The 25,703-nt window shown below is 33.0% G+C and carries 24 protein-coding genes; 13 read left to right on the top strand and 11 right to left on the bottom strand.

What is annotated here, in order from left to right:
- The first annotated feature begins 137 nt into the window (after window positions 1-137).
- A complete protein-coding gene (gene cls, locus M4I23_RS13355; RefSeq protein ID WP_233267561.1) occupies window positions 138-1,562 on the top strand; it encodes a cardiolipin synthase in 1,425 nt (474 codons plus the stop codon).
- 10 nt (window positions 1,563-1,572) lie between these two features.
- A complete protein-coding gene (locus tag M4I23_RS13350) occupies window positions 1,573-2,175 on the top strand; it encodes a hypothetical protein (RefSeq protein ID WP_158850343.1) in 603 nt (200 codons plus the stop codon).
- Window positions 2,176-2,181: 6 nt separating this feature from the next.
- On the opposite strand, the gene M4I23_RS13345 is transcribed toward M4I23_RS13350, so the two are convergent.
- A complete protein-coding gene (locus M4I23_RS13345) occupies window positions 2,182-3,705 on the bottom strand; it encodes a GH3 auxin-responsive promoter family protein (protein WP_249754751.1) in 1,524 nt (507 codons plus the stop codon).
- A gap of 268 nt (window positions 3,706-3,973) precedes the next feature.
- On the bottom strand, window positions 3,974-4,537 hold the full coding sequence (locus tag M4I23_RS13340; RefSeq protein ID WP_249754750.1) for a type 1 glutamine amidotransferase domain-containing protein: 564 nt from the start codon (window positions 4,535-4,537) through the stop codon (window positions 3,974-3,976).
- A gap of 346 nt (window positions 4,538-4,883) precedes the next feature.
- On the opposite strand from M4I23_RS13340, the gene M4I23_RS13335 reads away from it, so the two are divergent.
- The 9 genes from M4I23_RS13335 to M4I23_RS13295 all read left to right on the top strand — a co-directional run bounded on the left by M4I23_RS13335 (window position 4,884) and on the right by M4I23_RS13295 (window position 11,199).
- Entirely contained in the window at window positions 4,884-5,942 is a 1,059-nt protein-coding gene (locus M4I23_RS13335; RefSeq protein ID WP_249754749.1) for a PAS domain-containing sensor histidine kinase, read from the top strand.
- 241 nt (window positions 5,943-6,183) lie between these two features.
- The gene (locus M4I23_RS13330; protein WP_249754748.1) at window positions 6,184-6,348 is read left to right on the top strand and encodes a Lacal_2735 family protein; all 165 of its coding nucleotides are present in this window, start codon (window positions 6,184-6,186) and stop codon (window positions 6,346-6,348) included.
- Window positions 6,349-6,363: 15 nt separating this feature from the next.
- Window positions 6,364-6,765 carry a DUF2452 domain-containing protein gene (locus M4I23_RS13325; RefSeq protein WP_249754747.1) on the top strand — a complete coding sequence of 134 codons (402 nt, stop codon included), beginning with the start codon at window positions 6,364-6,366 and terminating at the stop codon, window positions 6,763-6,765.
- Between the two features lie 7 nt (window positions 6,766-6,772).
- Window positions 6,773-7,060: a TIGR03643 family protein gene (locus M4I23_RS13320; protein ID WP_249754746.1), complete on the top strand. Its 288-nt coding sequence runs from the start codon at window positions 6,773-6,775 to the stop codon at window positions 7,058-7,060.
- Window positions 7,061-7,139: 79 nt separating this feature from the next.
- Entirely contained in the window at window positions 7,140-8,597 is a 1,458-nt protein-coding gene (locus tag M4I23_RS13315) for a cryptochrome/deoxyribodipyrimidine photo-lyase family protein (protein WP_249754745.1), read from the top strand.
- Window positions 8,597-8,725, top strand: coding sequence for a DUF2256 domain-containing protein (locus M4I23_RS13310; protein ID WP_074935353.1), 129 nt, complete (start codon window positions 8,597-8,599; stop codon window positions 8,723-8,725). Before M4I23_RS13315 ends, M4I23_RS13310 begins: the two co-directional genes overlap by 1 nt.
- Window positions 8,722-10,209 (top strand): cryptochrome/photolyase family protein, encoded by a 1,488-nt coding sequence (locus tag M4I23_RS13305; protein WP_249754744.1) that lies wholly within the window; start codon window positions 8,722-8,724, stop codon window positions 10,207-10,209. The genes M4I23_RS13310 and M4I23_RS13305 overlap by 4 nt, the downstream gene beginning before the upstream one ends.
- Before the next feature lie 4 nt (window positions 10,210-10,213).
- Entirely contained in the window at window positions 10,214-10,639 is a 426-nt protein-coding gene (locus M4I23_RS13300; RefSeq protein WP_158850359.1) for a hypothetical protein, read from the top strand.
- Window positions 10,640-10,707: 68 nt separating this feature from the next.
- Entirely contained in the window at window positions 10,708-11,199 is a 492-nt protein-coding gene (locus M4I23_RS13295) for a CIA30 family protein (RefSeq protein WP_158850361.1), read from the top strand.
- A gap of 111 nt (window positions 11,200-11,310) precedes the next feature.
- On the opposite strand, the gene M4I23_RS13290 is transcribed toward M4I23_RS13295, so the two are convergent.
- The 9 genes from M4I23_RS13290 to glyA form a co-directional block, all read right to left on the bottom strand.
- Window positions 11,311-12,603, bottom strand: a complete 1,293-nt coding sequence (locus M4I23_RS13290) for a DUF3570 domain-containing protein (RefSeq protein ID WP_249754774.1) — start codon at window positions 12,601-12,603, stop codon at window positions 11,311-11,313.
- 74 nt (window positions 12,604-12,677) lie between these two features.
- Window positions 12,678-12,890: a DUF4266 domain-containing protein gene (locus M4I23_RS13285; RefSeq protein ID WP_158850365.1), complete on the bottom strand. Its 213-nt coding sequence runs from the start codon at window positions 12,888-12,890 to the stop codon at window positions 12,678-12,680.
- Window positions 12,887-13,855 (bottom strand): FAD:protein FMN transferase, encoded by a 969-nt coding sequence (locus tag M4I23_RS13280; RefSeq protein WP_249754743.1) that lies wholly within the window; start codon window positions 13,853-13,855, stop codon window positions 12,887-12,889. The genes M4I23_RS13285 and M4I23_RS13280 overlap by 4 nt, the downstream gene beginning before the upstream one ends.
- A 13-nt stretch (window positions 13,856-13,868) precedes the next feature.
- Window positions 13,869-14,309, bottom strand: a complete 441-nt coding sequence (locus tag M4I23_RS13275) for a thioredoxin family protein (RefSeq protein WP_249754742.1) — start codon at window positions 14,307-14,309, stop codon at window positions 13,869-13,871.
- 116 nt (window positions 14,310-14,425) lie between these two features.
- Window positions 14,426-15,124, bottom strand: a complete 699-nt coding sequence (locus M4I23_RS13270; protein ID WP_249754741.1) for a VIT family protein — start codon at window positions 15,122-15,124, stop codon at window positions 14,426-14,428.
- Window positions 15,125-15,126: 2 nt separating this feature from the next.
- A complete protein-coding gene (locus M4I23_RS13265) occupies window positions 15,127-16,272 on the bottom strand; it encodes an efflux RND transporter periplasmic adaptor subunit (RefSeq protein WP_249754740.1) in 1,146 nt (381 codons plus the stop codon).
- A gap of 10 nt (window positions 16,273-16,282) precedes the next feature.
- Window positions 16,283-20,620, bottom strand: a complete 4,338-nt coding sequence (locus M4I23_RS13260) for a CusA/CzcA family heavy metal efflux RND transporter (protein ID WP_249754739.1) — start codon at window positions 20,618-20,620, stop codon at window positions 16,283-16,285.
- A 79-nt stretch (window positions 20,621-20,699) separates the two neighbouring features.
- Window positions 20,700-21,098 carry a hypothetical protein gene (locus M4I23_RS13255; RefSeq protein ID WP_158850377.1) on the bottom strand — a complete coding sequence of 133 codons (399 nt, stop codon included), beginning with the start codon at window positions 21,096-21,098 and terminating at the stop codon, window positions 20,700-20,702.
- A 537-nt stretch (window positions 21,099-21,635) separates the two neighbouring features.
- Window positions 21,636-22,907: a serine hydroxymethyltransferase gene (gene glyA / locus M4I23_RS13250; protein ID WP_158850379.1), complete on the bottom strand. Its 1,272-nt coding sequence runs from the start codon at window positions 22,905-22,907 to the stop codon at window positions 21,636-21,638.
- A gap of 201 nt (window positions 22,908-23,108) precedes the next feature.
- On the opposite strand from glyA, the gene fahA reads away from it, so the two are divergent.
- A complete protein-coding gene (fahA, locus tag M4I23_RS13245; RefSeq protein WP_158851881.1) occupies window positions 23,109-24,389 on the top strand; it encodes a fumarylacetoacetase in 1,281 nt (426 codons plus the stop codon).
- A 113-nt stretch (window positions 24,390-24,502) separates the two neighbouring features.
- A complete protein-coding gene (locus M4I23_RS13240) occupies window positions 24,503-25,699 on the top strand; it encodes a hypothetical protein (protein WP_249754738.1) in 1,197 nt (398 codons plus the stop codon).
- Window positions 25,700-25,703 lie beyond the last annotated feature (4 nt).

Below are 25,703 nucleotides of genomic sequence, written 5' to 3'. Positions count from 1 at the left end.
AATTTTTTAGTTTAGCTAAAGATACCTCGAACCTACTTTTTTGATTAGCTTTATCACATTCTTTTGTAACTCAAAAGAACACCTTAGCCTATTATTGTTAGTCTATTAACTATATTGTCAATGCTAAATAAAATACAATGATTAATACATTCTTATGGATTTTATATGGGGTAATCACCCTCTGGAGCATCATTAGTATTATACTGCATGGTAGCCGGCCAACAAAATCATTAAGTTGGTTTTTGGCCATTTTGGCATTGCCTTTTGCAGGACCTATGCTATACTATTTGTTTGGTGTAAACCGGAGAAAATTTAAGTTCTTTCGTTTAAAGCAAACCCAAAAACGAAAGCTATTTGACGAGAAATATAAAGATATAAAAGAGCTAGAAAATCAAGTAGAATTTAATTCTTCTAAAAACAAAAAACTATCTCACCTTATCGAAAATAGTACATTTCTAGCTCCATATAGTGGTAATGATGCAACTATTCTAAGTGGAGGAAAAGAAACCTTCGATAGTATTTTTGAAGCTATAGAAAAAGCTGAAAAATTTATTCATTTACAATATTATATTTTTTCAGTAGGTGAATTAACAGAACGTTTTTATGAACTATTTAAAACGAAGATTGCACAAGGCGTTGAAGTTCGCTTAATTTATGATTCTTTTGGAAGTTCTGCTTTTCGAGGTAATACTATCAAACGTTTCCGAGATATTGGTGTAAAAGCATATTCTATGATGCCTATTCGGTTTGGAAATCTACTTTTCACCTTGAATTATAGAAATCATAGAAAAATTATTATTATCGATGGAACCGTTGGTTTTACTGGCGGTGTAAACGTATCGGACAAATATATAAAACCCATATCAGACCTTGGAATTTGGAACGATTTACATATTAAAGTAGAAGGTCCTGTGGTGAATAGTTTACACAGAGTTTTTATTAAGGATTACTATTTTGCGAGTCAAGAAGAGCTTCTTCTAAAGGAAAAATATCTTCCAAAAACTGAACGCAAAGGACATCATATCATACAAATTGTTGCAGCAGGTCCCGACTCCAAACAACCAGCTATTATGCAACAATATATTAGTATGATAACGTTGGCCGAAAAATGTATTTGCATTGCCAATCCTTATTTTATTCCAAGTACAGCTGTACTGCAAGCTTTAAAAATTGCAGCACTTAGCGGTATTGAAGTTAAAATATTAGTTCCCAAAGTATCCGATTCTAAAATGGCCAAGTTAAGTATGTTTTCAAGGTTTGAAGAGCTTTTAGAGGTTGGGATTAAAATATACTTGAGATCCGATTTTTCGCATAGTAAAATGATTCTTATTGACGGGGAAATTGCCTCAATTGGATCGGGAAATTTTGACTATCGAAGTTTTGAACATAATTTTGAAACCAATGCCTTGATCTATGATGATGGTTTAACACAACAAGTTGAAAAAGAATTCGATAGTATCTGTGACAAAAATATCCCTCTAGATTATGAAAGCTACAAAAACAGACCAATATGGACACGACTACTAGAGGGGTTAGCCAAATTTTTTAGTCCATTATTGTAAATCTAAATAAATGAAATTCTTAATTTATATACTATTATTTATGAGTGTACAAAACACGAAAGCACAACATATTATACCTGAAGTTATTAAGAAAGAAGCCACTATTGCACTTGCTTATTATCCCAATTTGAAAAATACAGAAGTAGAGTTTCGTTTTAAAAACGATATTAAAAAATCGACTATGCTTGCTCAACCCGTTTTTTGGAGTCTTCTTAAAACACGAAAAAAAAGAAAGTATTTAGTTTTAGTAAGTCGGAAATTTAAAATTTCAGGCAAAGAATTTAAAACTGTAGATGTAGAAAGCGACATTTTAATTGGGTGGTTAGGTCATGAATTAGGCCACATATGCGACTATCAAAATAGAAATAGTTTAAACCTTATTTGGTTTGGAATTAAGTATGCATTTTCCGATAATTATATTAAAGAAGCAGAGCGCACGGCCGATTCTTATGCAGTATCATCTGGTATGGCTGAATATATTTTGAAAACTAAACATTTTATATTGAATAATGCTGAAATTGAAGAAGCCTACAAAGCGCGTATCAAAAAATATTATTTATCTCCAGATGAAATTATGATTTTAGTAAAAGAGCGCGAAGCTAAAGAACAGTAAACTATTTTATAACTTGGATTCTACAAAGGCTTCCCATTCCGCAAATCGTTCTTGCCCCATAACACGTTCCATTTTTACTTGCCCTCCTTTCTTTTTGTGACTTCCGCTCCAATCATGAAAAACAGATGGCAAAACCGTTTTCACTTTTACACCTTCCAAAGCTTTAGAGCGCGCTATTTTATAATTCTTATTAGCATCTTTTAGGAAATTATCTAAGGAATTCACCAATTTAGTGTTATCGACTTCAGATTCGGTTCCTAAATACCAACAATGGTAAAAATCATCATCAATTCTATTCGCACAAAGCGTATACTCAGGAATTTCAATATTAAATTCCTTTTCAAGATATTGTACCGCATCATCAAGTTTATTCACCGATAATTGAGAACCAACAGTATTTAAAAAGAATTTTGTTCTACCTGTAATTTTTATTTCAGCACGTTTGATATCTGTAAACTCAATAGTATCTCCAATAAGATAGCGCCACGCTCCTGCAACGGTACTAATTACCAAAACGTAATCTTGATTCAGCTCCACCTCCGAAATTGATAGGGAAGGCGCATTTTGAACCAATGAACCATCGGTTTGAATATATTCTGGTTTAAAAGGAACAAATTCAAAATAGATACCATTATCGGTTACCAATTTCATAGCATCGGTCTCTGGTCGTTCTTGAAAAGCGATAAAACCTTCGGAAGCTAAATAGGTATCGATAACCGTTATGGGCTTACCTAGAAGTGCGTTAAAACTCTTTTCGTAGGGTCCGAAGGCAACACCTCCAGAGGTATAAACTTGTAAGTTAGGCCAAATTTCATGTATGTTTTTTAAACCATGATAGTCTATAACCTTTTTCAACATGAGTTCTATCCAAGATGGAATTCCACTTAAAGCACCAATATCCCAATCGGCAGCTTTTTCGGCTATACGTTGCACACGTTGGTCCCAATCGTCAATTTGAGCAATTTCTTTACCTGGTTTATAATAGTTTTGAAACCAAAACGGAATATTGCTAGCACTAATACCGCTAATTTCACCTTCTAAAGCATTGTTGTGTTCTTCAAGATGTGTAGAACTCCCGAGCATCATTATTTCTTTTTCAAAAAAATCTGCTGGCAAATCAAAATTTCTTAGAGCAAGAACTTGTTGAATTCCAGCATTACGAATAGATTTAACCATAGCATTTGTTACAGGAATACGTTTACTGGTTTTGCCAGTAGTACCAGAGCTTAGCGCGAAATAATCGGGATTACCTGGCCAAGTAATATCCTTTTTTCCTTCCTGCACATCTTTCCACCAATTTTTGGTTATTTGGTTATAATCATTAAAAGGAACATTGTCTCGAAACGTATTTTCGGGATTATCAGATTTTAGAATATCTTTAAAACTATAACGTTCTCCAAATTTGGTGTCTTTTGCCGTTTCTAACAAATCTTTTAGAACTTCTCGTTGCTCCTCTGCTGCATCAAATTCCGAAGAAATGATTTCTGTTGCATGAATAATTCCTTTAATTATATTTCCTATTATAGCCATTTTTACTGGTGTTATATATTGATATTTCATCTAACCTGCTCACCCATATCAATTAAATCTTAAATTTAATAAAAATTAAACATGCTTCAATACATTAATTGAACAGTTTGCGGATTATTACCTCAAAAATCAATTAAAAACAAAGAATACTTTAGCTGTATCAAAATAATTTTTAATGCAAAAAATATTAAATAACAATCAACAAAAAACCGATGAAACAAAATTGCCCCAACGGTTTTAAACACTAACCAAAATTGTAAATAATTAATTATGCATTAACTACTTGTTCCTTATGTTTCCCCTCTCGGGTTTCTTCTATAATTTTATCAATAAATACTGGTAAATCATTAGGGTTTCTACTGGTAATTAAACCTTGATCTACAACAACTTCTTGATCTACCCAATGCGCTCCTGCATTAATAATATCATCTTTAATACTGTGATATGATGTTACTTTTCTATTTTCAACAACTTTAGCACTTACCAGCAACCACGGTGCATGACAAATGGCAGCAACAGGTTTGTTGCTTTTAAAAAATGCTCTTATAAACTCTAAAACATTATCGTGTGTTCTTAATAAATCGGGATTTGCTACTCCTCCTGGAAGTACTAAAGAATGGTAATCTGCTACATTAGCATCATCTACCAATTTATCTACTATTATAGATTCTCCCCAATTATTATTATCCCAACTTTTTATTTCCCCTTCTTTAACAGAAATGATATCGACTGTAGCTCCTTCGTTTTTCAATGCTCTTAACGGTTCAAAAAGTTCCGATTTTTCAAATCCGTCTGTTGCCAAAATAGCTATCCTTTTATTTTCCAATTTCATTTTATAAATGCTTTTTAATTAATAATAAGTTCACAATCGATATATAAATAACCGATTACTTCAAAATTAAGCTTAAGCTATAAAAATGGTGTGCTCTATCGATAAAATTTTAAACTCATATCATTTTTACAGCATCCAAAAAGATTAGTTAACGTTCCTTTAATTACAATTTATTGACGTTAAAGAACTTAAATAGGGTTACCAACTCTATTAATTCAGTTTAAACCCTTTAATTAATACGTTTCAAAAAAAAAAACTTTTTTAATTGATAATGTAATGAACAAATTTTATTTTTGTTGAATATCAATTAATTGCGAAACGCCTTAGCTTTTAATTCCTACAACCAATGGATCCACATTTAGACCCTTTCTTTGAGTTATCGATGGATTGCTTATGCATTGCTAATTACGAAGGGTATTTTCTTAAAATTAATCCTGCTTTCGTAGAATTATTGGGGTATTCTGAAGCTGAATTAAACTCAAAATTAATTTCAGATTTTATTTATGAAGAAGATAAAGAACGTACAGCTTCAAATAGAAATAATTTAAAAAACAATAAACCTTTAATTAATTTTGAAAATAGATATGTATCCAAATCTGGTAAGATTATATGGCTGCATTGGACAGCTATTCCTGTTGAAAAAGATAAATTAGTATACGCCATAGCTAAAGATATTACTCATAAAAAAGAACTTGAAAATGAGCGCATATCTCATTTAAGTAAACTTAGTGAAGCCAACGATAAACTCAAACAACTTAATTACACAACCTCTCACGATTTAAGATCCCCTGTTAATAATTTAATATCCTTGGTAGATTTATTGGATTTAAGCAAAATAGAAGACCAAGAGACTCTAAAAATACTTAGTTATATAAAAATTTCTGCGGAAGGCCTAAATACCTCATTAAACGCTTACGTTGAAGCCTTTAAACAAAAAAATATTTTAGACGAAAAATTAGAGCTCATTCATTTTAATACCATCTTCCTTAAAGTGCAAAATTCTATAAGCGCTTTGATACAAAAGTCTGGTGCCGAATTTCAATTAGATTTTTCTAACTTAGAAAGGGTCCATTTTAACACCGCTTACATGGAGAGTGTTTTTCTGAATTTTATTACAAACTCCATTAAATATTCCCGTCCTGATGTTCCGCTAGTTATTTCGATAATTTCCGACAAAAAAAACGGAAAAAGTATTTTTAAATATTCCGATAATGGTCTTGGTTTTAACATGGAAAAAGTAGGTCATCTTATTTTTAAATTAAACCAGAGATTTCATGGAAATGAAGATAGTAAAGGTGTTGGTTTATATTTAGTTTATAACCATGTAACCAACCTTGGCGGTAGTATTAACGTGGATAGCGCAGTTAACCAAGGAACTACTTTTACTATTAGTTTTAATGCATAAATTCCATTATTAAAAGTTGGTTTAATCTATCTCAGTACGTTTTTCTATAATTTGTTAAGCTACTTGCTTTATTTACAAAACAACTGTCCTTTTAAATAAAAAATACACCATAAAAATGTTTCTATAGTGCATGTTTTAAAATATTTTGTTTAACAATAATTACAAATCATTAAACATTTTGTATATTTATACCATAATTTTAAGAAGCTTATTTCGAGAAATTACAAATTAAACAGAAAATATGTTCGGACTATTCAAAAAAAAATCGAAAAAAGAAAAATTACAACTTCAGTATGAAAAGCTTTTAAAAGAGTCTCATACCCTATCTACAACAAATAGAAAAATGAGTGATCAAAAAGTATTTGAAGCTGAAGAAGTAATGAAAGTATTGGAAAATTTGAGCTAATATCCTTTGATAAAAATGGCAAAAGATAAAAAACCAGATAATGTAGTTTTTAATACAGAAACCCAAAAGTATGATGCATCAATTAAACCCTATGCTACTTCTGTTGGTGCTCCAGTAATTACGACAACAGATACAATTGCTTGGAAGAATAGAAGTATTACTAAAATAAACCACAAGGTTGAAGCAAAATATTTAGAACTAAAAGCTGAGTACGAAAAAATGATGCAAGAGTTTGAATATAACAAGCTCATTTTTGAGGCTAAATTCACTTTCGAACCTATTATTGGTGAAGTCTACCACCTTTACAAAAGAGAAAATGGAGACTCTTTTCTTTCTATTATAGCTCCTGAACAATGCAAATTTAATCCATTGGGTAGTTTTTATTTAAATGCAGACCAAACCTGGGAAAAAATATAATTTCACCATGACAGAAACAAAAGTATTTACAGAAATAGAATTAGACCGCATTATTGAAATGGCTTGGGAAGATCGCACGCCTTTTGAGGCTATCCTATTTCAATTTGGATTACCTGAAAAAGAGGTTATTAAAGTGATGCGTGGCAACCTAAAAGAGTCTAGCTTTAAACGTTGGCGTAAACGTGTAAATAGCGGAGTGAGTAAAAAGCATTTAAAGAAACGAAACCCAGATATTACTCGTTTTAAATGCTCTAGACAAAAAGCCATTTCTGGCAATAAGATTAGTAAACGTTAATCCAGATAGTTTACCACGAATACTAAAAAATTGAAAATTGTTTATTCAATTATATTATCACTAAAAAACAAATAACTTCTTGAAAAGGCAATCCATAAATATTGTTTGGTTAAAGCGAGATCTTCGCTCGCAAGATCACGAGCCTTTACAAAAAGCGGAACAAGCCGGTATTCCATACCTTATTATTTATCTATTTGAACCTTCTATAATAGAATATCCAGATACAAGCCCGAGACATTTAAAATTCATTTACCACTCTATTTCGGCGTTAAACACAACATTAGAAACTTATAAAAGACGTGTTGAAGTTTTCTACGGAGAAGCTATTACTGTTTTTCAATATTTGAATAACGTATTCGATATCAAATCTATTTTTAGTTATCAAGAAAGCGGAATTCAACTAACTTGGCAACGCGATAAACAGATAACAAAATTCTGTAAAGAGAATACTATTTTATGGCAACAATCTCAACGAGATGGTATTGTTAGAGGTCTTAAAAACAGAAATACATGGAACAAGCACTGGCACCAAACCATGCATACGCCAATTATAAAAAACATCTATTCTGTTTCTAAACTAGCTTCTATTAATCATCATTTTTTCATACCCGAAAAATTAGAAAATCAATTAAAAGCATATCCTAAACATTACCAACCGGCAGGTGAAGTAAATGCTTGGCGTTACTTAAAATCGTTTGCAGCAAAAAGAGGTTTTAATTACCAAAAACATATATCTAAACCTACAGAAAGTAGAATGTCTTGCAGCAGACTTTCGCCCTATTTAGCCTGGGGAAATATAAGTATAAAGCAAGCTTTTCAATTTATAGGCACACACCCAAACGGTACAAAAAACAGCAAAGCATTTTCGGCAATGTTAACCCGTTTGCATTGGCATTGCCATTTTATTCAAAAGTTTGAAGTAGAATGTACCTACGAAACACAATGCATTAATAAAGGTTACGAGCTTTTGTCGCACAATAAAAACGAAGGCTATATCAAAGCATGGAAAACAGGGCACACAGGTTACCCTATAATTGATGCTTGCATGCGTGCTGTAGAGCAAACAGGATGGATTAACTTTAGAATGCGTGCTATGGTCGTGTCTTTTTTAACACTCAATTTAGACCAAGATTGGAGAGACGGCACTTACCATTTGGCGCGGCAGTTTTTAGATTACGAACCAGGAATTCATTTTCCTCAATTTCAAATGCAAGCTGGCACTACAGGCATTAATACCGTACGTTTATATAACCCTGTAAAAAACTCGCAAGAACACGATCCGGAAGGTGTTTTTATAAAAAAATGGATTCCAGAACTAAGCGCTGTTCCAACTTTACACATTCATGAACCTTGGAAAATGACAGCCATGGAACAAACGTTTTGCAACGTTATTATTGGTGAAACCTATCCAAACCCTATAGTAGATTTACAAGAAAGTTCGAGAATTGCGAGAAACAAAATTTGGGGACATAAAAAACACCCTGCTGTGTTGCAAGAAAAGAATAGACTTTTACAAACTCACGTCAATAGAAACTAATGAAAAAGGAAAATCTGCCAGAGAAAATATGTGTGGTTTGCGACAGACCATTTACATGGCGTAAAAAATGGGAGAAAAATTGGAACGACGTTAAATATTGCAGCACACGTTGCAGAAAGAATAAATGAAAAGCATCAACTTAATATTTCCACATCAATTGTTTCAGGAATCACCAATTTTTGAAACCACTGCTCCTATTTATATAATTGAAGAATATTTGTTTTTTAAGCAATACCCGTTTCATAAACAAAAAATAGCGTTTCATAGAGCTTCAATGAAGTGCTACACAGATTTTCTTCGGAATAAAAAAAACCTCGAAGTAAATTATATTGAAGCTATTAACGATTTATCGGATATTAGAAAGTTAATAGTTCAGTTAAGTAAACAAGAAGTAAAACACATTAACTACGTAGACCCAACAGATAATTGGCTTCAAAAAAGGATAGAAAAAACAAGTGAAGAGCACGGCATTTCAACAACCGTGTATACCTCGCCTTTATTCTTAAACACTAAAGATGAACTGGCTAATTTCTTCCGAAAGGATAAAAAGAAATACCATCAATCTACATTTTATACCGAACAGCGTAGAAAAAGAAAGATATTAGTCGATTCGGAAAATAACCCATTGGGAGGCAAATGGAGTTTTGATGCTGAAAACAGAAAAAAATATCCTGCTAAAAAAACACCACCATCTGTTCAGTTTCCAGATAACGACACCTATTATTTAGAAGCAAAAACATATGTAGAAAAGCATTTTTCGAATCACTTAGGTAAACTTACCGAACACTCTCTATACCCTACTAATTTTATAAGCACAAACAATTGGTTACAGCAGTTTTTTGAACAACGTTTTATGGAATTTGGAACTTATGAAGATGCTATAGTTGCAGAAAACTCGATACTAAACCATAGTGTATTAACGCCTATGCTAAACGTAGGTTTGATAACGCCTAAGCAAATAATTGATGCTTGCTTATTATATGCTGAAGAGAACAATGTACCTATTAATTCTACAGAAGGTTTTATTAGGCAAATTACAGGTTGGCGCGAATTTATAAGAGGCGTTTATGAAGCTAGAGGTAGTGAAGAACGCACCACTAATTTTTGGGGATTTAAAAAGAAAATTCCTAAATCGTTTTACGATGGCACCACAGGCATAGCACCTATAGATAAAACTATTAAAAAAGTGCTGCAAACTGGCTATTGCCATCACATAGAGCGCTTAATGGTTTTGGGGAACTTTATGATACTTTGTGAGTTCGATCCAGATGAAGTTTATAAATGGTTTATGGAACTCTTTATTGATGCTTACGATTGGGTAATGGTAACCAATGTATACGGAATGAGTCAGTTTGCAGATGGCGGATTAATGGCGACAAAACCTTATATAAGCGGCAGTAATTATTTAATGAAAATGAGTAATTATAAAAAAGGAGATTGGCAAAACACTTGGGATGGGCTTTTTTGGCGCTTTATGCATACGCATCGCGACTTCTTTTTATCGAACCCTAGATTAGGCATGTTGGTGAAAATGTTTGATAAAATGACCCCTGAAAAGCAAAAGCAACATCTTAAACATGCAGAGCAATATTTAATATCCCTAAAAAACTAATATTATGCTATTTAATACAACACATACTAATGATGCTTTTGTAAAAGAAAGTGAAAACATAGTTGGTAAATCCTTTTCTTTTTTAGAAAAAATAAAAATGAGAGGGATTGGCTCTAGTAGATTTATGATTGAAGAATTAAGCCAGAAACTACAACCAAAAAACCTACAAGATCTTGCCATTAATTATGCTAACATAGAACTAAGGCCAAAAGGAATTATTATTCATTTCACTAATAGGCTCGATCGCTATTCGTGGATAATCCCCTATTATAGATTGGTTACATATAGCACTAAAACCTATACTATACATGCTAACGGACATTTTATTAAGTTCAAGAAAAACAAAAATTATATTGATAATAAAAAATTTACTGATAAAATGATTAACTTAAAAATTAGCTTTTTAAAATTAGATTATTACGATGCTTAAAAGCAATTTTTATCCTGAAATAACAAACTATGAAACAGCTCCTTCTAATATTTTTAATAACAACAAATATGCAAACAAATACTATATTTAAATTTGAAAAAACATCGGATATTACTAATTGGACAGTTGTTAACGATGATGTTATGGGTGGAAAATCGTCGGGAGGATTTTATCTAAATGAAGAAGGAAATGGTGTTTTTAAAGGCCATGTTTCTTTAGAAAACAATGGAGGATTCTCTTCCCTAAGATATCGATTTGATGAAATAAGTACAAAATCCTTTTCTAAAATTATATTGAAAATTAAAGGCGATGGAAAAAAGTATCAGTTTAGAATAAAATCGAAAGCATCTAATAAACACGCTTATATTTCTTATTTCAACACATCAAAAGATTGGGAATCTATAGAATTCTCATTGTCAAAAATGTATCCAACTTTTAAAGGAAGAAGGCTAGATATGCCAAATTACAACGCAAATGATATTGAGGAAATCGCATTTTTAATTGCTAACAAAGCGGCAGAAGATTTTAAATTAGAAATTGACTCTATCGTTTTAGAATAATTAAATTTCACTAATAGATGTAGCAATAAGCTTATTTATTAGTAAGCACTAAAACAAGAAAAGCCAATCTCTTTATCTGAGATTGGCTTTTCTATATATTGAAACTCTAAATTAATCTAGCACAAACTTAAAGCCAGCCGAAATAATACTTGATGAAAACGTAGTATCTCTATCATATTGATAGAACTTTAAATCGATACTTTTTAAACCATATTTCCAGATATGTGCTTTGGCGAAAATATCGGTGTATGAAACTCCAAAACCATATTGATTTGCAGAATATTCTGAAAGATCATAATCTGACGTATAAAACTCATCTGTAGATAAAGCTTCTTCATAAGGATTAAAATAATCTGCTGCAGTTTGATTATAATACCTATACGACGGATAAAGTGTAAACTTATCTGTAATTTTTATTGGCAACTCAATACTCGCCGTATGAGAGTTAATACCCCAATCATCATAATAATAACGATAAAAAGTACGTACGGTTAAAATTTCATTAATGTACCAATTTAAACGTCCGCCAGCAGCCACTTTAAACCTAGAATCGGGTAAGCGCTCCACAGCGTCTGCAAGTTGAAAATTATCTATAAAAGAATCGGCTACATCACCAAAATAGACTCTTTGAAAAGGTGTAGATAACAAACCATCTTGCTGAACAAAATCTAAAGCCAACGAACCTTGTAGATTTTTATGAAGTATTTGTGAGAACCCAAATCCTAACGAATAAGAATTCCGCCCTTTACTATCAAACTCTCCAAATCTAGGGTTATAATTAGTATTGCCCGTAATAGTGTTTTGAGTAAATACTCGATCATTTAAACCATTCCCTCCTGCCCCAAAAGGTCTTAATTCCGTTGGGTAAATAGGATTCCAAGTATCAAGGTACACATTTCCGCTTATACTAACCTCGGTATTCTTTTCATTAAAAAGTTTGGAATACGTTCCACCAAATCCAACAGAAAAATAATCGTACTCTGAGGAAATAGCTAGCTTAGCCGACCAAATATCATTTCTATCGTCAGAGCTATGACTATAACTTCCTGTTAAATTTGCCCAAGTATCACTGCTTGAAGCCCCAGAAGATGCTTGAAACGGATCTGCTGGTCCGTCATCAAAAGGATCTATATTACTCGATGAAGCAGACGTATATGCAGAAATACCTGCATCTATAGTTAACACATCATCATCATTCAACGGGATAGAAACTACAAAAGTTCCTGTAACATCCGTTAATTCTTCGGTACCAATACCTCCACTTACCGCCGCATTATCACCATCTTGACTATAAAAACTAGTTAAAAAATCTATTTCGGTAGTTTCTAAAACCCTTTTTTTATAGACTTTGGTATCGTCTTGCCCTGTTTGTGCGTAACCTTTCACGAAAACGAATACACACAACAAAATTATAAGTTTTTTCAATTTATTTTATTTTTTTAAAATTTCTAAATACAGATATATAATGAGAGTTTTGGTTAATTACAGCCGCAACCACCACCTGTTTTTCCTCCGTTTGCCCCTACTGCTGCTTCTCTATAAGAGTGTGCCGTAGAAATATTACGATCTACTTTTTTATCAGATAATACCATATCTGGATCGTTTATATTCACTTTTTCATATTCTTTAACCACAACACAACTACTGAAAGAAGTGACGATTAATACGCAACATATCAACTTGTTTATCATAATTTATCTATTTCTATATTATTCGATTTTGTTATATTTCCTTTATCATCTATAATGATACATTCTATTTTCGGCAACTGATTTATTCTATCCAACCCCGCTTCTTTTCCCATAACAAAAACCGATGTGGCTAAGGCATCTGCCAGTTCAGCTTTTGGCGCAAAAACAGTAACACTTATAATTCCCGAAGACGGATATCCGGTACGTGGATCTATAATATGTGTGTAGCGCTTACCATTAAAATTAACGTACTTCTCATAATTTCCAGAAGTTACCACAGCTCCATTTGTTATTGGTAGTAAAGCAAACACCTTATTCTTGTTCATGGGGTTTGTAATGGCAACTTTCCATGCAGTGCCATCTGGTTGCTTTCCCCAAGTATTCATATCTCCCGAAGCATTTATAATACCTGAAACTACACCTTTTTCTATAAGCAATGCCTTTGCTTTATCGGCTGCATAACCTTTCCCAATAGCACCAAAACCAATTTTCATGCCTTCTAATTTTAGAAAAATTGTTGTATTCACCTTATCTAAAACTATATTCTGAAACCCTACTTTTGCTACAGATGCTTTTATTTCTTTTTCAGAAGGCATCACCATCATACTACCATCAAACTTCCAAATTCTATCCATTGATGCATAACTAATATCAAAAGCGCCATCTGTTAATCTTGAGATTCGAATAGCTCTTTCAATTAAATTAAAGAGTTCCAAATCAACTTTTACAGGTTTAATGCCTGCATTTTTATTTATGGCACTTGTTTGAGAGTTTTCGTCCCAAGAAGACATCAGTTTTTCAATTCGTATTATTTCCGCGACAGCGCTATCAATATATTTATTCCCCATTATAGAATCGTTTGCTACAACAGTAATATCAAAACGACTCCCCATAAGTTTTAAGGTTCGTTTATAAGGCTGCTGAGCCAAGCAAACCATTGAAAACATAACGAGAAATGAAGTCATTAACTTTTTCAAATTATTTTGTAAAAACATTTAATTCTTTTATATAATTTTCTGGTGTTGTTTTTTTATAACTCGTTTCTCCAAGAACTTCGCCTTTAGCGTTTAAAATCACTACAAAAGGAAAAATGCCATTTTTATTATAAGTTTCTGCTAGATTGGCATTGGCTTTAGTTTGAGCTTCAGGCAACGCATTTTTCTTTCTTTTTGGAAAATCGGCCTGTAACATCACATAATTTTTGTTGGCATACTTTTTAAAAGTATCGGTACTCCAAATTTCGCGATCTAGCTTAATACATGGCCCACACCAATCCGAACCTTGAAAAACAAGTATTATAGGTTTATGCTCTTTAGAAGCAATGTCTTTAGCAATCGTAAAATCTGTTTGCCAATCTTGAGCAACCGCCGTAATTGCACATACCATTGTTACTGCTAAAGTCAATATTATTTTTTTCATTTTATTTATTTATTTTTATTAATGTTTAGTCTCAAATTATGGCCAATCCTATCAACAAATAGATTATTTTTTCATTATTAAACCCCGTTGATAACGCATCATATTTATTTTATTATTTAAGCCAAATTAGCATCAAATAAAGCCCCAATAATAGCTGTTAAGCCCATAGCCAATGTTCCCCAAAACGTAATGCGAAGTATCGCTTTCAATGGTTTTGAACCTCCTGTTCTTGCAGAGGTTGCTCCTAAAACAGCTAAAAACAGAATAGCAAAAGCGTACTGTATATATTCCATAATATTTAAAGGTGCTACAAAAGCAACAAATACGGGCAAAAAACCACCCACGGTAAAAGAAATTCCAGAAGATAATGCAGCCTGTAAAGGTTTTGCTTCCGTCATTTCTGTAATCCCTAATTCATCCCTAGCATGCGCTCCAAGAGCATCATGTACGGTTAATTGTTTAGCAACCTCCAATGCGGTTTCGTGTGTTAAACCACGTGTTTTGTAGATTTCTGCAAGCTCCATCAATTCTTCTTCCGGAGTATCTATGAGTTCTTGTTTTTCACGAGCTAAATCAGACTTTTCAATATCTGTCTGTGAGCTAACAGAAACATATTCTCCTGCAGCCATAGATAATGCTCCAGCAACTAAGCCGGCAACACCTGCAAGTAAAATTGGTTCGCGCGTACTACTTGCCGCAGCAACACCTATTATTAAACTTGCAGTAGATAAAATCCCATCATTCGCTCCTAAAACTCCTGCTCTAAGCCAACCACTCCTGTTTATATAGTGCTTTTCTGTTGTTTGTACTTCCATAACTATTCTCCCAATAAATTAAATGCTCCTTTAGTCAAAAATTTGGTGTATGGCTCAAAATCAGCGATGTTCTCTATAACCGTATACCCGTTATAATTTTCTTTTACGTCTACTTTTATTTGATTGAAATAATAAATATCATCGTCTTTTTCATCTAAAACCAATACAAATGAAAAGCCATCCACGTCAATGATAGATTCATTAGGTAACGCTTTCGCGGAAATAGAACTTGTAATGATATGAGCTTCTACAAACATGCCTACCAAGAAATTATTGTCAGACTCATTTTCTAGATGTCCATGAACATGAATGGTTCTATTGGATTCTATAGATGTACCAACAAGATGAACTTCAGCTTTATAAGTTTCCGATGAAGCTTCCGGGATTTTAAAATCTATTTTTTGCCCTTTTTTAATAGCCATAACATCCTTCTCATAAACAGACAGTTCTAAATGAATATGGTCATTATCGATAATCTCCAAAATGGATGTCGCTGGTGAAACATAAGTCCCTTTAGTAACATTTACCTTGGTAACACTCCCAGAAATTGGTGCAAAAATACTAACCACAGAAGTTATATACCCTGAACGGATTCTTGACGGTGAGATATTAAGCATACTCAGCTGTTTCTCTAAACCTCTATGTTTTGCAACTCCCGTTTTATAGTCACTCTCTGCTTTCAAAAAACTTTTTTGCGAGGTAATGTTTTCAGCTTTCATAGTTACCTGTCTATCGTATTCAGCTTTTAGATAAGTAAGTTGCTCATTCACTTCCATATAGCTTTGCTGCATGGAAACAAATTCAGGGTTTTCAATGGTAACAAGAATGTCACCTTTTCTTACCTTATCACCTATTAATAAAGGTGTGGTTTTAATATACCCACCCATGGTTGCATTTACAACGGCTCTATTTTCTGGAGGAACATCAATCATTCCATTCACACTTACAACATTAGGGAATGCCTTTTCTTCTAGATTAGCTAAAGTCATTTTACTTTGGTCAAATTGTGCTTGCGTCACCTGGATACGGCTGTCTTTTATCGTACTGTTTTCAATTTGAGATTCGGTTGTTTCATTCTTTTTTTCACCACAGCTAAAAAAGGAGAAAACAAGACTGAGTATCACTATTGTATATATATTACGTTTCATAACGTTGCGTCTATAAAGTTAAATAATTAAGGGTTATAATGGTTTGATTGTATGCTTCAAGTTTATCTAAGTGATTTAATTTTATTTCATAAGCACTTTCTAAACTTTGGATATATTGATAGAAATCGATTTCGCCATTTCTAAAACTTCCTTTTGCTGTTTTTAAAATTTCTTCTGAAAGCTTATCACCTTCATTTTCATAATAACTCAACGCTTTTTGAAACTGAGATAACTGAATTTTAAGGGCATTAAACTTTTCATTTAATTGAATCTCATACTCTTTAGATTCTGAAACCGCAGCATCTTCTGCAAAACCTGCCGCTTTAATTCGAGCCGCTTGACCACTAAAGAATATTGGAATTTTTAAACCGAATTGATACCCAGAAAGATTTACTCCTAAACCAGAGTTAGTCCCTTGAAAATAATTAAGACTGATATCTGGCAGCAGTTTATGGTTTTCAAAACGACGTTCGGCTTGTAATAAAGACACTCTATTTTTATAGTATGCAATTTCTGCACTACCATCAATATCAAGAGTATTCAACATGACTTTTAGAGACGATGTATTCGCTATTGTTATCGGTTCTTCAACCTGAATTATTTTTAATAAAACATTATAAACTAATAAAACATCTTTTTGAGCTTCACTATACTTAAGACTAATTTGTTTTTGCTTTGATACTGCTGTAATTTTCTCTAAATAATTGGTTTCTCCAAGCTCAAAACGCCTAGCTGCCACTTTTGCAAAATTAGTATAAAGACTATCTAATCTTTTATAGACGTTTCCCTTTTCTCTAGCAATTTGATATGCATAATAAGCAGCAGTTACTTTTCGCGCAATTCCTTTTTTCTGAATATTATAAGTGCTTGAAATCATTCCATAACGCGCTTGATTAACTTTCTTTTCGGAGAAATAAACCGTTGGAAATTTAAAATCTTGCTGAATACCAAACACTCTTAACGGCTCATTATTACCTGCTAAATTATTTTCATCAAACTCATAATAAACATGTGTTTTATCAAAACTAAAAGCAGTACTAATTAAAGCGTCCGATTCTTTTACTTGTAATCTCCCCGCTTCTAATCCAACATTATTTTCAATAGCCATTGATATAAGATCTTTTAATTTTACACCAGCTTGTTCTTGAGCAAATCCGCTAAATGAAGCCAATAATAAAATAAAACCTAATGTCTTTTTAGAACCTTTTCTGCCAAGTTTGCTCTTTGTGCTATATGGACGATTAAATAAAGCATAAAGCACCGGCAAAACTATTAACGTTAATAAGGTTGCTGTAACCAAACCTCCAATGACCACGGTAGCTAGCGGACGTTGAACTTCTGCACCAGCATTGGTAGAAATGGCCATAGGTAAAAACCCTAAAGCCGCAGCAGCAGCAGTTAATAATACTGCTCGTAATCTATCTTTAGTGCCTTGTTTTATTAGAGCTTCCATACTTTCAAACCCATGATTTTTTAATTCTTTAAAATGCTCTATTAATACAATACCATTAAGCACTGCAATACCGAATAACGCAATAAAACCAACGCCTGCCGATATACTAAAAGGCAAATCACGAAGCCATAATAATAACACACCACCAACTGCAGCTAAAGGAATTGCCGAGTAAATAATTAAAGCTTCTTTTACCGATTTAAAAGCGAAATACAAAAGCACAAATATTAATACCAGTGCAATAGGCACGGCAACCATTAATCTAGATTTAGCGCTTTGCAAATTTTCAAACTGACCACCATAAGTAATAGAATACCCAATAGGCAAATGGATGTTTTCATTTATTAATTCTTGAACATCATCTACAACAGATTGTAAATCACGATTACGCACATTTACACCAACGACAATTCTACGTCTGGTATCATCACGGGATATTTTGGCTGCTCCTTTTTTATAACTGATATCTGCCAATTCATTCAACGGAATTTTTCCACCGGAAGGTAAATCAATATAAAGATTATCAAGATTATCAATATCTTGGCGCTTTTCTTTATCTAGCCTCACCACTAAATCGAATCGTTTTTCACCTTCAAAAACACTACCTGCAGATTTCCCTGCAAAGCCCATAGAAATCATATCATTCAGTTCTTGAATATTAAGCCCATATCTGGCAATTTTAGCGCGATTATATTGTACACTCATTTCTGGTAATCCTGCAATTTTTTCAACAGAAATATCTGCGGCTCCCGGCACATTTTCTATAAGAGCTCCAATCTCGTTTCCTTTTTTTGAAAGAATATCTAAATCATCTCCAAAAATTTTGATGGCGATATCTGCGCGAACACCTGTAATCAATTCATTAAAACGCATTTCTATAGGCTGTGTAAATTCGACTTCCATTCCTGGAATAACTGCTAAAGCTTCTTTAAACTTATCCGCTAATTCATCTTTAGATGACGCCGATATCCATTCGCTTTTAGGGTTTAGCACAATAATAACGTCACTTTCTTCCATAGACATGGGGTCCGTTGGCACTTCTGCCGCACCAATACGCGTCACCACTTGTTTTACTTCTGGAAACTGTTTTAGTAGAATTTTTTCAATTTCGGTAGTAATTTTAACCGTATTACTTAAGGATGTTCCTGTTTTTAAAATAGGTTGAATAACAAAATCACCTTCATCTAAAGTTGGCACAAACTCTCCGCCCATAGTCGAGTATAAATAAATTGAAATCGCTAAAAGAGTACCTGCGATACCTAAAACTAACTTTTTACTTCGCAATGCCCAATCTATTGTTGGCTCATATATTTTATTGAGCCAATTCATTAATTTTACAGACACATTTTTATGAGTTGCATTTGATGGTTTTAAAAATAAAGAGGCAACCACAGGAACATAAGTAAAGCAAAAAATCATGGCACCTATTAGCGCAAAACTAAAAGTTAATGCCATAGGTTTAAACATTTTACCTTCTACTCCAGAAAGCGATAATATTGGAATGAATACAATTAAAATAATAAGCTGACCGAAGATGGCCGAATTCATCATTTTTGATGCTCCTGAAAATGTGATATTATCTTTAAAATCTTGAAGGTCTTCTTTTGACAAAGCACTAATTTCATGCTTTTTCTGTGTCATTTGAAAGGCGATAAATTCCACAATAATTACTGCACCATCAATGATAATTCCAAAATCAATAGCTCCTAAACTCATCAAGTTTGCATCAACACCAAATATGTACATTAAAGATAATGCAAACAATAAACACAGCGGAATAACGGATGCTACCACAAGACCAGAACGCAAATTCCCAAGAAGTAAAACCACAACAAATATCACAATTAAACACCCAAGAACTAGGTTTTCAGTCACTGTAAACGTGGTTTTAGCAATGAGTTCGCTACGGTCGAGAAAAGCATTAATATAAACACCTTCTGGTAACGATTTTGAAATTTCATCTACACGCTCTTTTACGGCTTCAATTACTTTTTTAGAATTGGCATCCTTAAGCATCATCACTTGCCCCAACACTTTTTCACCTTCACCATTCCCTGTTATTGCTCCAAATCGTGTAGCACTTCCAAAACCTACTTTAGCTACATCTTTAATATAAATAGGTAAACCATTTGTGTTTTTAACCACTATATTACGAATATCTTCTAAAGATGAAACCAAACCTTGTCCTCGAATAAAAAAGGCTTGATTTACCTTCTCAATATATCCGCCACCAGAAACACTGTTATTCATTTCCAAAGCTGTAAAAACATCGGTTGCCGAAATATCCATGGCATTCAGTTTTTCTGTATCAATAGCAACTTCATATTGTTTTAAAAAACCACCCCAAGTATTCACTTCCACAACTCCAGGAATCCCCGAAAGCTGTCGCTTTACAACCCAATCCTGTATAGTTCGTAAATCTTCAGCATTATAACGGTCTTTAAATTCCGGTTTTACATCAAGAATATATTGATAAATCTCCCCTAGCCCTGTTGTAATAGGGCCCATTTCTGGCGTACCAAAACCTTCCGGTATCTTTTCGGAAGCCGACTTTATTTTTTCAGCAATAAGCTGTCTAGGTAAAAAGGTTCCCATAGCATCATCAAAAACGATGGTAACTACAGAAAGTCCGAATTTTGATATAGAACGAATCTCTATAACTCCTGGCAAATTTGCCATCTCCAATTCTACAGGATAGGTTATAAATTGCTCCATATCTTGAGTAGATAGATTACGAGAAGTGGTAATAACTTGTACCTGATTGTTTGTAACATCGGGCACAGCACCAATAGGTATTTGAGATAATGAATACAGTCCGAACCCAATAATAAAGACTGTAAATAAGAGAACAATAAACTTGTTCTTTATACTGAAATTAATAATATGTGATAACATTTTTTCATAAAATAATCAATGTGAACATTCCAAAGCCATTACATGATTAAGGAATTAAAATAAAAAAGTTCGTGATTACTTATGATAACCTTGGTGGCTGAAAAAGTCCCTCTAAATGAAGTGCAGAAGAAGGTGCTTGATAATGAAATTGATGTATATTTAATTCTGAAAACTCACCTGTTTTTAATTCTGATTTATGCGTGTTTAGTACAAAAGCCGTAATTGAAGACATGTGGGATTGATGCTGAAAAGGTAATTGCTCGTGATCTTCCTTTTCTTCTTGATGTTCCTTATCATGATCTGCCTTAAGCTCACCATAATGCTTAGAAATAAAAACAAAAACATTATCGCCGTATTGTTGACTATGGTATTGTGCATGCTCAATAAAATCATCGATTTGCGCAATATCCCCAACACATAAGCCAAAACTTTGTATTAGGATAACAAAAGATAACGATATAGAAAATAGTTTACTCACCAATACAAAGGTAATAAATTGAAACTTTCATAACATCTTTTAGTATAAGTTTTTTCTATGACGCCATTTATAAAGACATTATTATCAATAATTCTACTAACAGATTTACAAAATGATTTATAAATAAAAATCAACTCTTTTAATTAGGTTTTGTTAATAAACTAGAACGCGTAGGCATAGAAACCATAGAGTCAAAATAACGATTAAGCATCTTATCCTATTGTGCACTTAAACTATCCAAATCTTTACCTAAAGAAGAACAACTTAATTGATTATTAACGCCAGACTGAACCAAAATGATATTAGGCTTTACACTTTTTTACTGCAACAACTAAAACTAAACATCGTAGTAACCATAACTATTAAAAAATCCTTGCCAAACATATTAAGACTATTCAAGAAAATATCTATTATTAAATTTTTCTTCTGAAGAAATATTACTTTTTTACCTAAATTAAAAAAACTGATAAAGATTATAAACAAAAAAATCCCGCTTAAAAAGCAGGATTCTTTCAATAAAATATATTTCAATTATGCTTATACAAACATTGGTTTGTTATGCATCATATCATTTACTTTTGTTTTTACAGCTTCTAAAGCTGTTTCATCTTCAAAGTTATTAATAACCTCGTCTACAAGCTCTACAATAGCAACCATATCGGTATCATTTAAACCACGCGTAGTAACAGCAGAAACACCTAAACGGATTCCAGAAGTTACAAATGGAGACTTATCATCGAAAGGCACCATGTTTTTATTTACTGTAATATCAGCTTTTACTAAAGCCTGCTCAGCATCTTTACCCGATAAATTTTTGTTACGTAAATCTATTAACATACAGTGGTTATCAGTTCCTCCAGAAATAATATTATAACCTTTAGATACTAATGCTTTTGCCATTGCAGCCGCGTTTTTCTTAACTTGTAATTGGTATTGCAAAAACTCATCGGTTAAAGCTTCACCAAAAGCAATTGCTTTTGCTGCAATAATGTGCTCTAATGGTCCACCTTGATTTCCTGGAAAAACAGCTGAATCTAATAAAGACGACATTTTACGTAAGTTTCCATTTTTAAGTTTAATTCCGAAAGGGTTTTCAAAATCTTTCCCCATCATAATCATTCCTCCTCTTGGACCACGTAGTGTTTTATGAGTTGTTGTTGTTACAATATGGCAATGTGGTAATGGATCGTTTAAGATACCCTTAGCAATTAATCCTGCTGGGTGAGATATATCTGCCATTAAAATAGCACCAACACTATCAGCAATCACTCTAAAACGTTCAAAATCGATATCACGTGAGTAAGCCGAAGCTCCAGCGATTATTAATTTTGGTTGTTCTTTAGTAGCAATTTCTTGAATTTTATCATAATTTAAAACACCAGTTTCTTGCTCTACACCGTAAAATACAGGGTTGTAAAGTTTACCAGAAAAGTTTACAGGAGAACCGTGAGTTAAATGACCTCCATGAGATAAATCGAATCCTAAAATTTTATCTCCAGGCGTTAAACATGCATGATACACAGCTGTATTTGCCTGACTTCCTGAGTGTGGTTGTACATTTACATATACGGCTCCAAACAATGCTTTTGCTCTATCTATAGCAATTTGCTCAACTTCATCAACCACTTCACATCCGCCATAATAACGTTTACCAGGATAACCTTCGGCGTATTTATTGGTTAACACAGAGCCTGCAGCTTCCATAACTTGGTCGCTAACAAAATTCTCCGATGCAATAAGTTCTATACCATTTAATTGGCGTTCTTTTTCGGCTTCAATGAGTTCAAAAATTTGTTCGTCGCGTTGCATATAATGAGTTTGTTTTTTTAATATTCCGCAAAAATAACAAATAGATTACTTAAATTGAGTAATATTCCGTTTTTTACATTTAAGTTTTTAACCAATTTATTAACGGTTAAAGAAAATTCATTTTTAAAGTAATTTTTCGTTGTAAAACAAAAAAATTATGTACGTTTGATAAGAATACAACAACTAGAAAATAAAAAAGATATGCCATTAACAGCGAACAACCCAGATAGAACGTCGTGGCTGCACGTCGATAAAAATTCCGATTTCCCTATACAGAACATTCCTTTCGGTGTTTTTTTAACACGAGACGATATTATAACTATTGGTACGCGTATTGGCGACACCGCTATAGATTTAGGCGCACTACACCAATTAGGCTATTTTGAAGGCATCCCTTTAACCGATGATATTTTTCTTCAAGATACCTTAAACGATTTTATTGCCGATGGCCGTAAAACATGGCGTTTAGTAAGAAATAGAATAGCCGAAATTTTCGATGCTGAAAATGATAGCCTTAAAAGCAATAAAAAACATAAAGAAGTGGTTCTTTTTCGTTTAGATGAAATTGAAATGCAACTACCTGTTCAAATTGGTGATTATACCGATTTTTACTCAAGTAAAGAGCATGCCACCAACGTTGGCACGCTATTTAGAGACCCTGAAAATGCACTTTTACCAAACTGGTTGCATATTCCGGTAGGTTATCATGGGCGTAGCTCTTCTATAATTCCATCGGGTATTCCAGTGAACCGTCCGCAAGGTCAAACTTTACCTAACGGAGCAACCGAACCTATATTTGGCCCTAGTAAATTAATCGATTTCGAATTAGAAATGGCTTTTATTACTACCGATGCTAATGATTTAGGCGAACCAATTCCTGTTAACGAAGCCGAAGAATATATTTTTGGACTCGTTTTACTTAATGATTGGAGTGCTCGCGATATTCAAAAGTGGGAATATGCGCCACTAGGTCCTTTTTTAGCAAAAAGTTTCGCATCGTCCATTTCACCATGGATAGTTACTTTAGATGCACTTGAACCTTACCGTGTAGAAGGTCCTAAACCAATAAAGAAACAACTTGATTACTTAAAATATAAAGGCAAAAAAAGCTACGATATTAATTTAGAAGTTGCCATACAGCCAAAAGGCGCTAAGGAAACCACTGTTTCTAAAACGAATTTTAAACATATGTATTGGAACATGTCTCAACAGTTTGCTCACCACACTGTAAATGGATGTCCTGTAAATTCGGGTGATATGATGGGAAGCGGAACAATTTCGGGACCTACACCAGATTCATACGGATCTATGCTAGAATTAACATGGAAAGGTGAAAACCCAATAAAAATGAAAGACGGTAGCGAACGTAAATTCATAAATGATAACGACACCGTTATTATGCGAGGTTATTGCGAAAAAGATGGCACTCGCATAGGTTTTGGCGAAGTATCTACTAAACTTTTACCTGTTTATAAAAAATAACAATGCTAGTATTAAAAAGCATAAAAAACCTTTCTAATTAAAATTTAGGAAGGTTTTTTTTTATTTTGGCATCACTATTGAAACATAGTTTCAATCCATAAATTTCTATTACTATGAAAAGAGCAATACTTATCCTATTTATAACAATTAACCTTATAGCATGTAACACGGCTAAACAAGTTGAAAAAGCGGTGCATTCTGGTAATTACGATTATGCCATCAATACAGCACTCGATAAACTTAAAACCAATAAATCGAAGAAACGTAAAAAAGAATACATTTTTATGTTACAAGATGCTTTTACAAAAGCCGAAAACAGAGATTTAAACCGAGTAGATTATTTAAAAAAGGAAGGTAATCCAGAAAATTATCAAGAAATCTTCAATCTATACAATGCTTTAAATTCTCGTCAAGAATCCATTAAACCTATTTTACCATTAACCGCCAATGGTAAAAATATAAACTTCGATTTTATAGATTATAGCGATTTAACCATCAATGCTAAAAACAATCTTGCAAATCACATTTATACTAGTAGTTTAAAGTTACTTGATTCTAAATATAAAACAGATATTCGAGAAGCTTATAATAACTTGGTTTATTTAAACAGAATAACACCTCATTTCAAAAATACTAACGAACTTATAAACGAAGCGCAAATACTCGGTACCGATTTTATTTTGGTAACCATAAACAACCAAACCAATCAAATAATCCCAAACCGCTTACAAAGTGATCTATTAAATTTTGACACCTACGGCTTAAATAAACAATGGAGCGAATACCATGCAAGTAAAGCCGAAAATTTTCAGTACGATTATGCCATGCAGCTCAATCTAAAACAAATAACGATATCTCCAGAACGCATTAGAGAACGTGAAATTTTAAGAGAGAAAAAAATTAAAGATGGTACAACCTATAAGCTAGATAGAGAAGGTAACGCCGTAAAAGATAGTCTAGGCAAATACATAGAGATAGATAAAATTATCGATGTAAAATGTAGATTTATAGAAAGTATACAAACTAAAGAAGCTCAAATTTTGGCAAATGTGGTATATATCGATTTAAAAACCAAACAAACTATAGAGAGCTTCCCTATAGATAGCGGTTTTATTTTCGAGAACATATATGCTAAACATTACCGTAAAAAAAATAAGCAAAACGATCAACGCGCCCTAACGATAGAGGACCTAGAATTATTAAAAAACCGACAATTACCTTTTCCTACTAACGAGCAAATGGTGTTCGATACCGGAGAAGATTTAAAACTAAAATTAAAAGAAATTATAAACGGCTTTGGTACAAACTAGCCGA

Origin of the sequence: Algibacter sp. L4_22, assembly GCF_023473045.1 — a bacterium.
Taxonomy (GTDB): Bacteria; Bacteroidota; Bacteroidia; order Flavobacteriales; family Flavobacteriaceae; genus Algibacter.
This window is presented reverse-complemented; position numbering and strand designations above follow the sequence as displayed.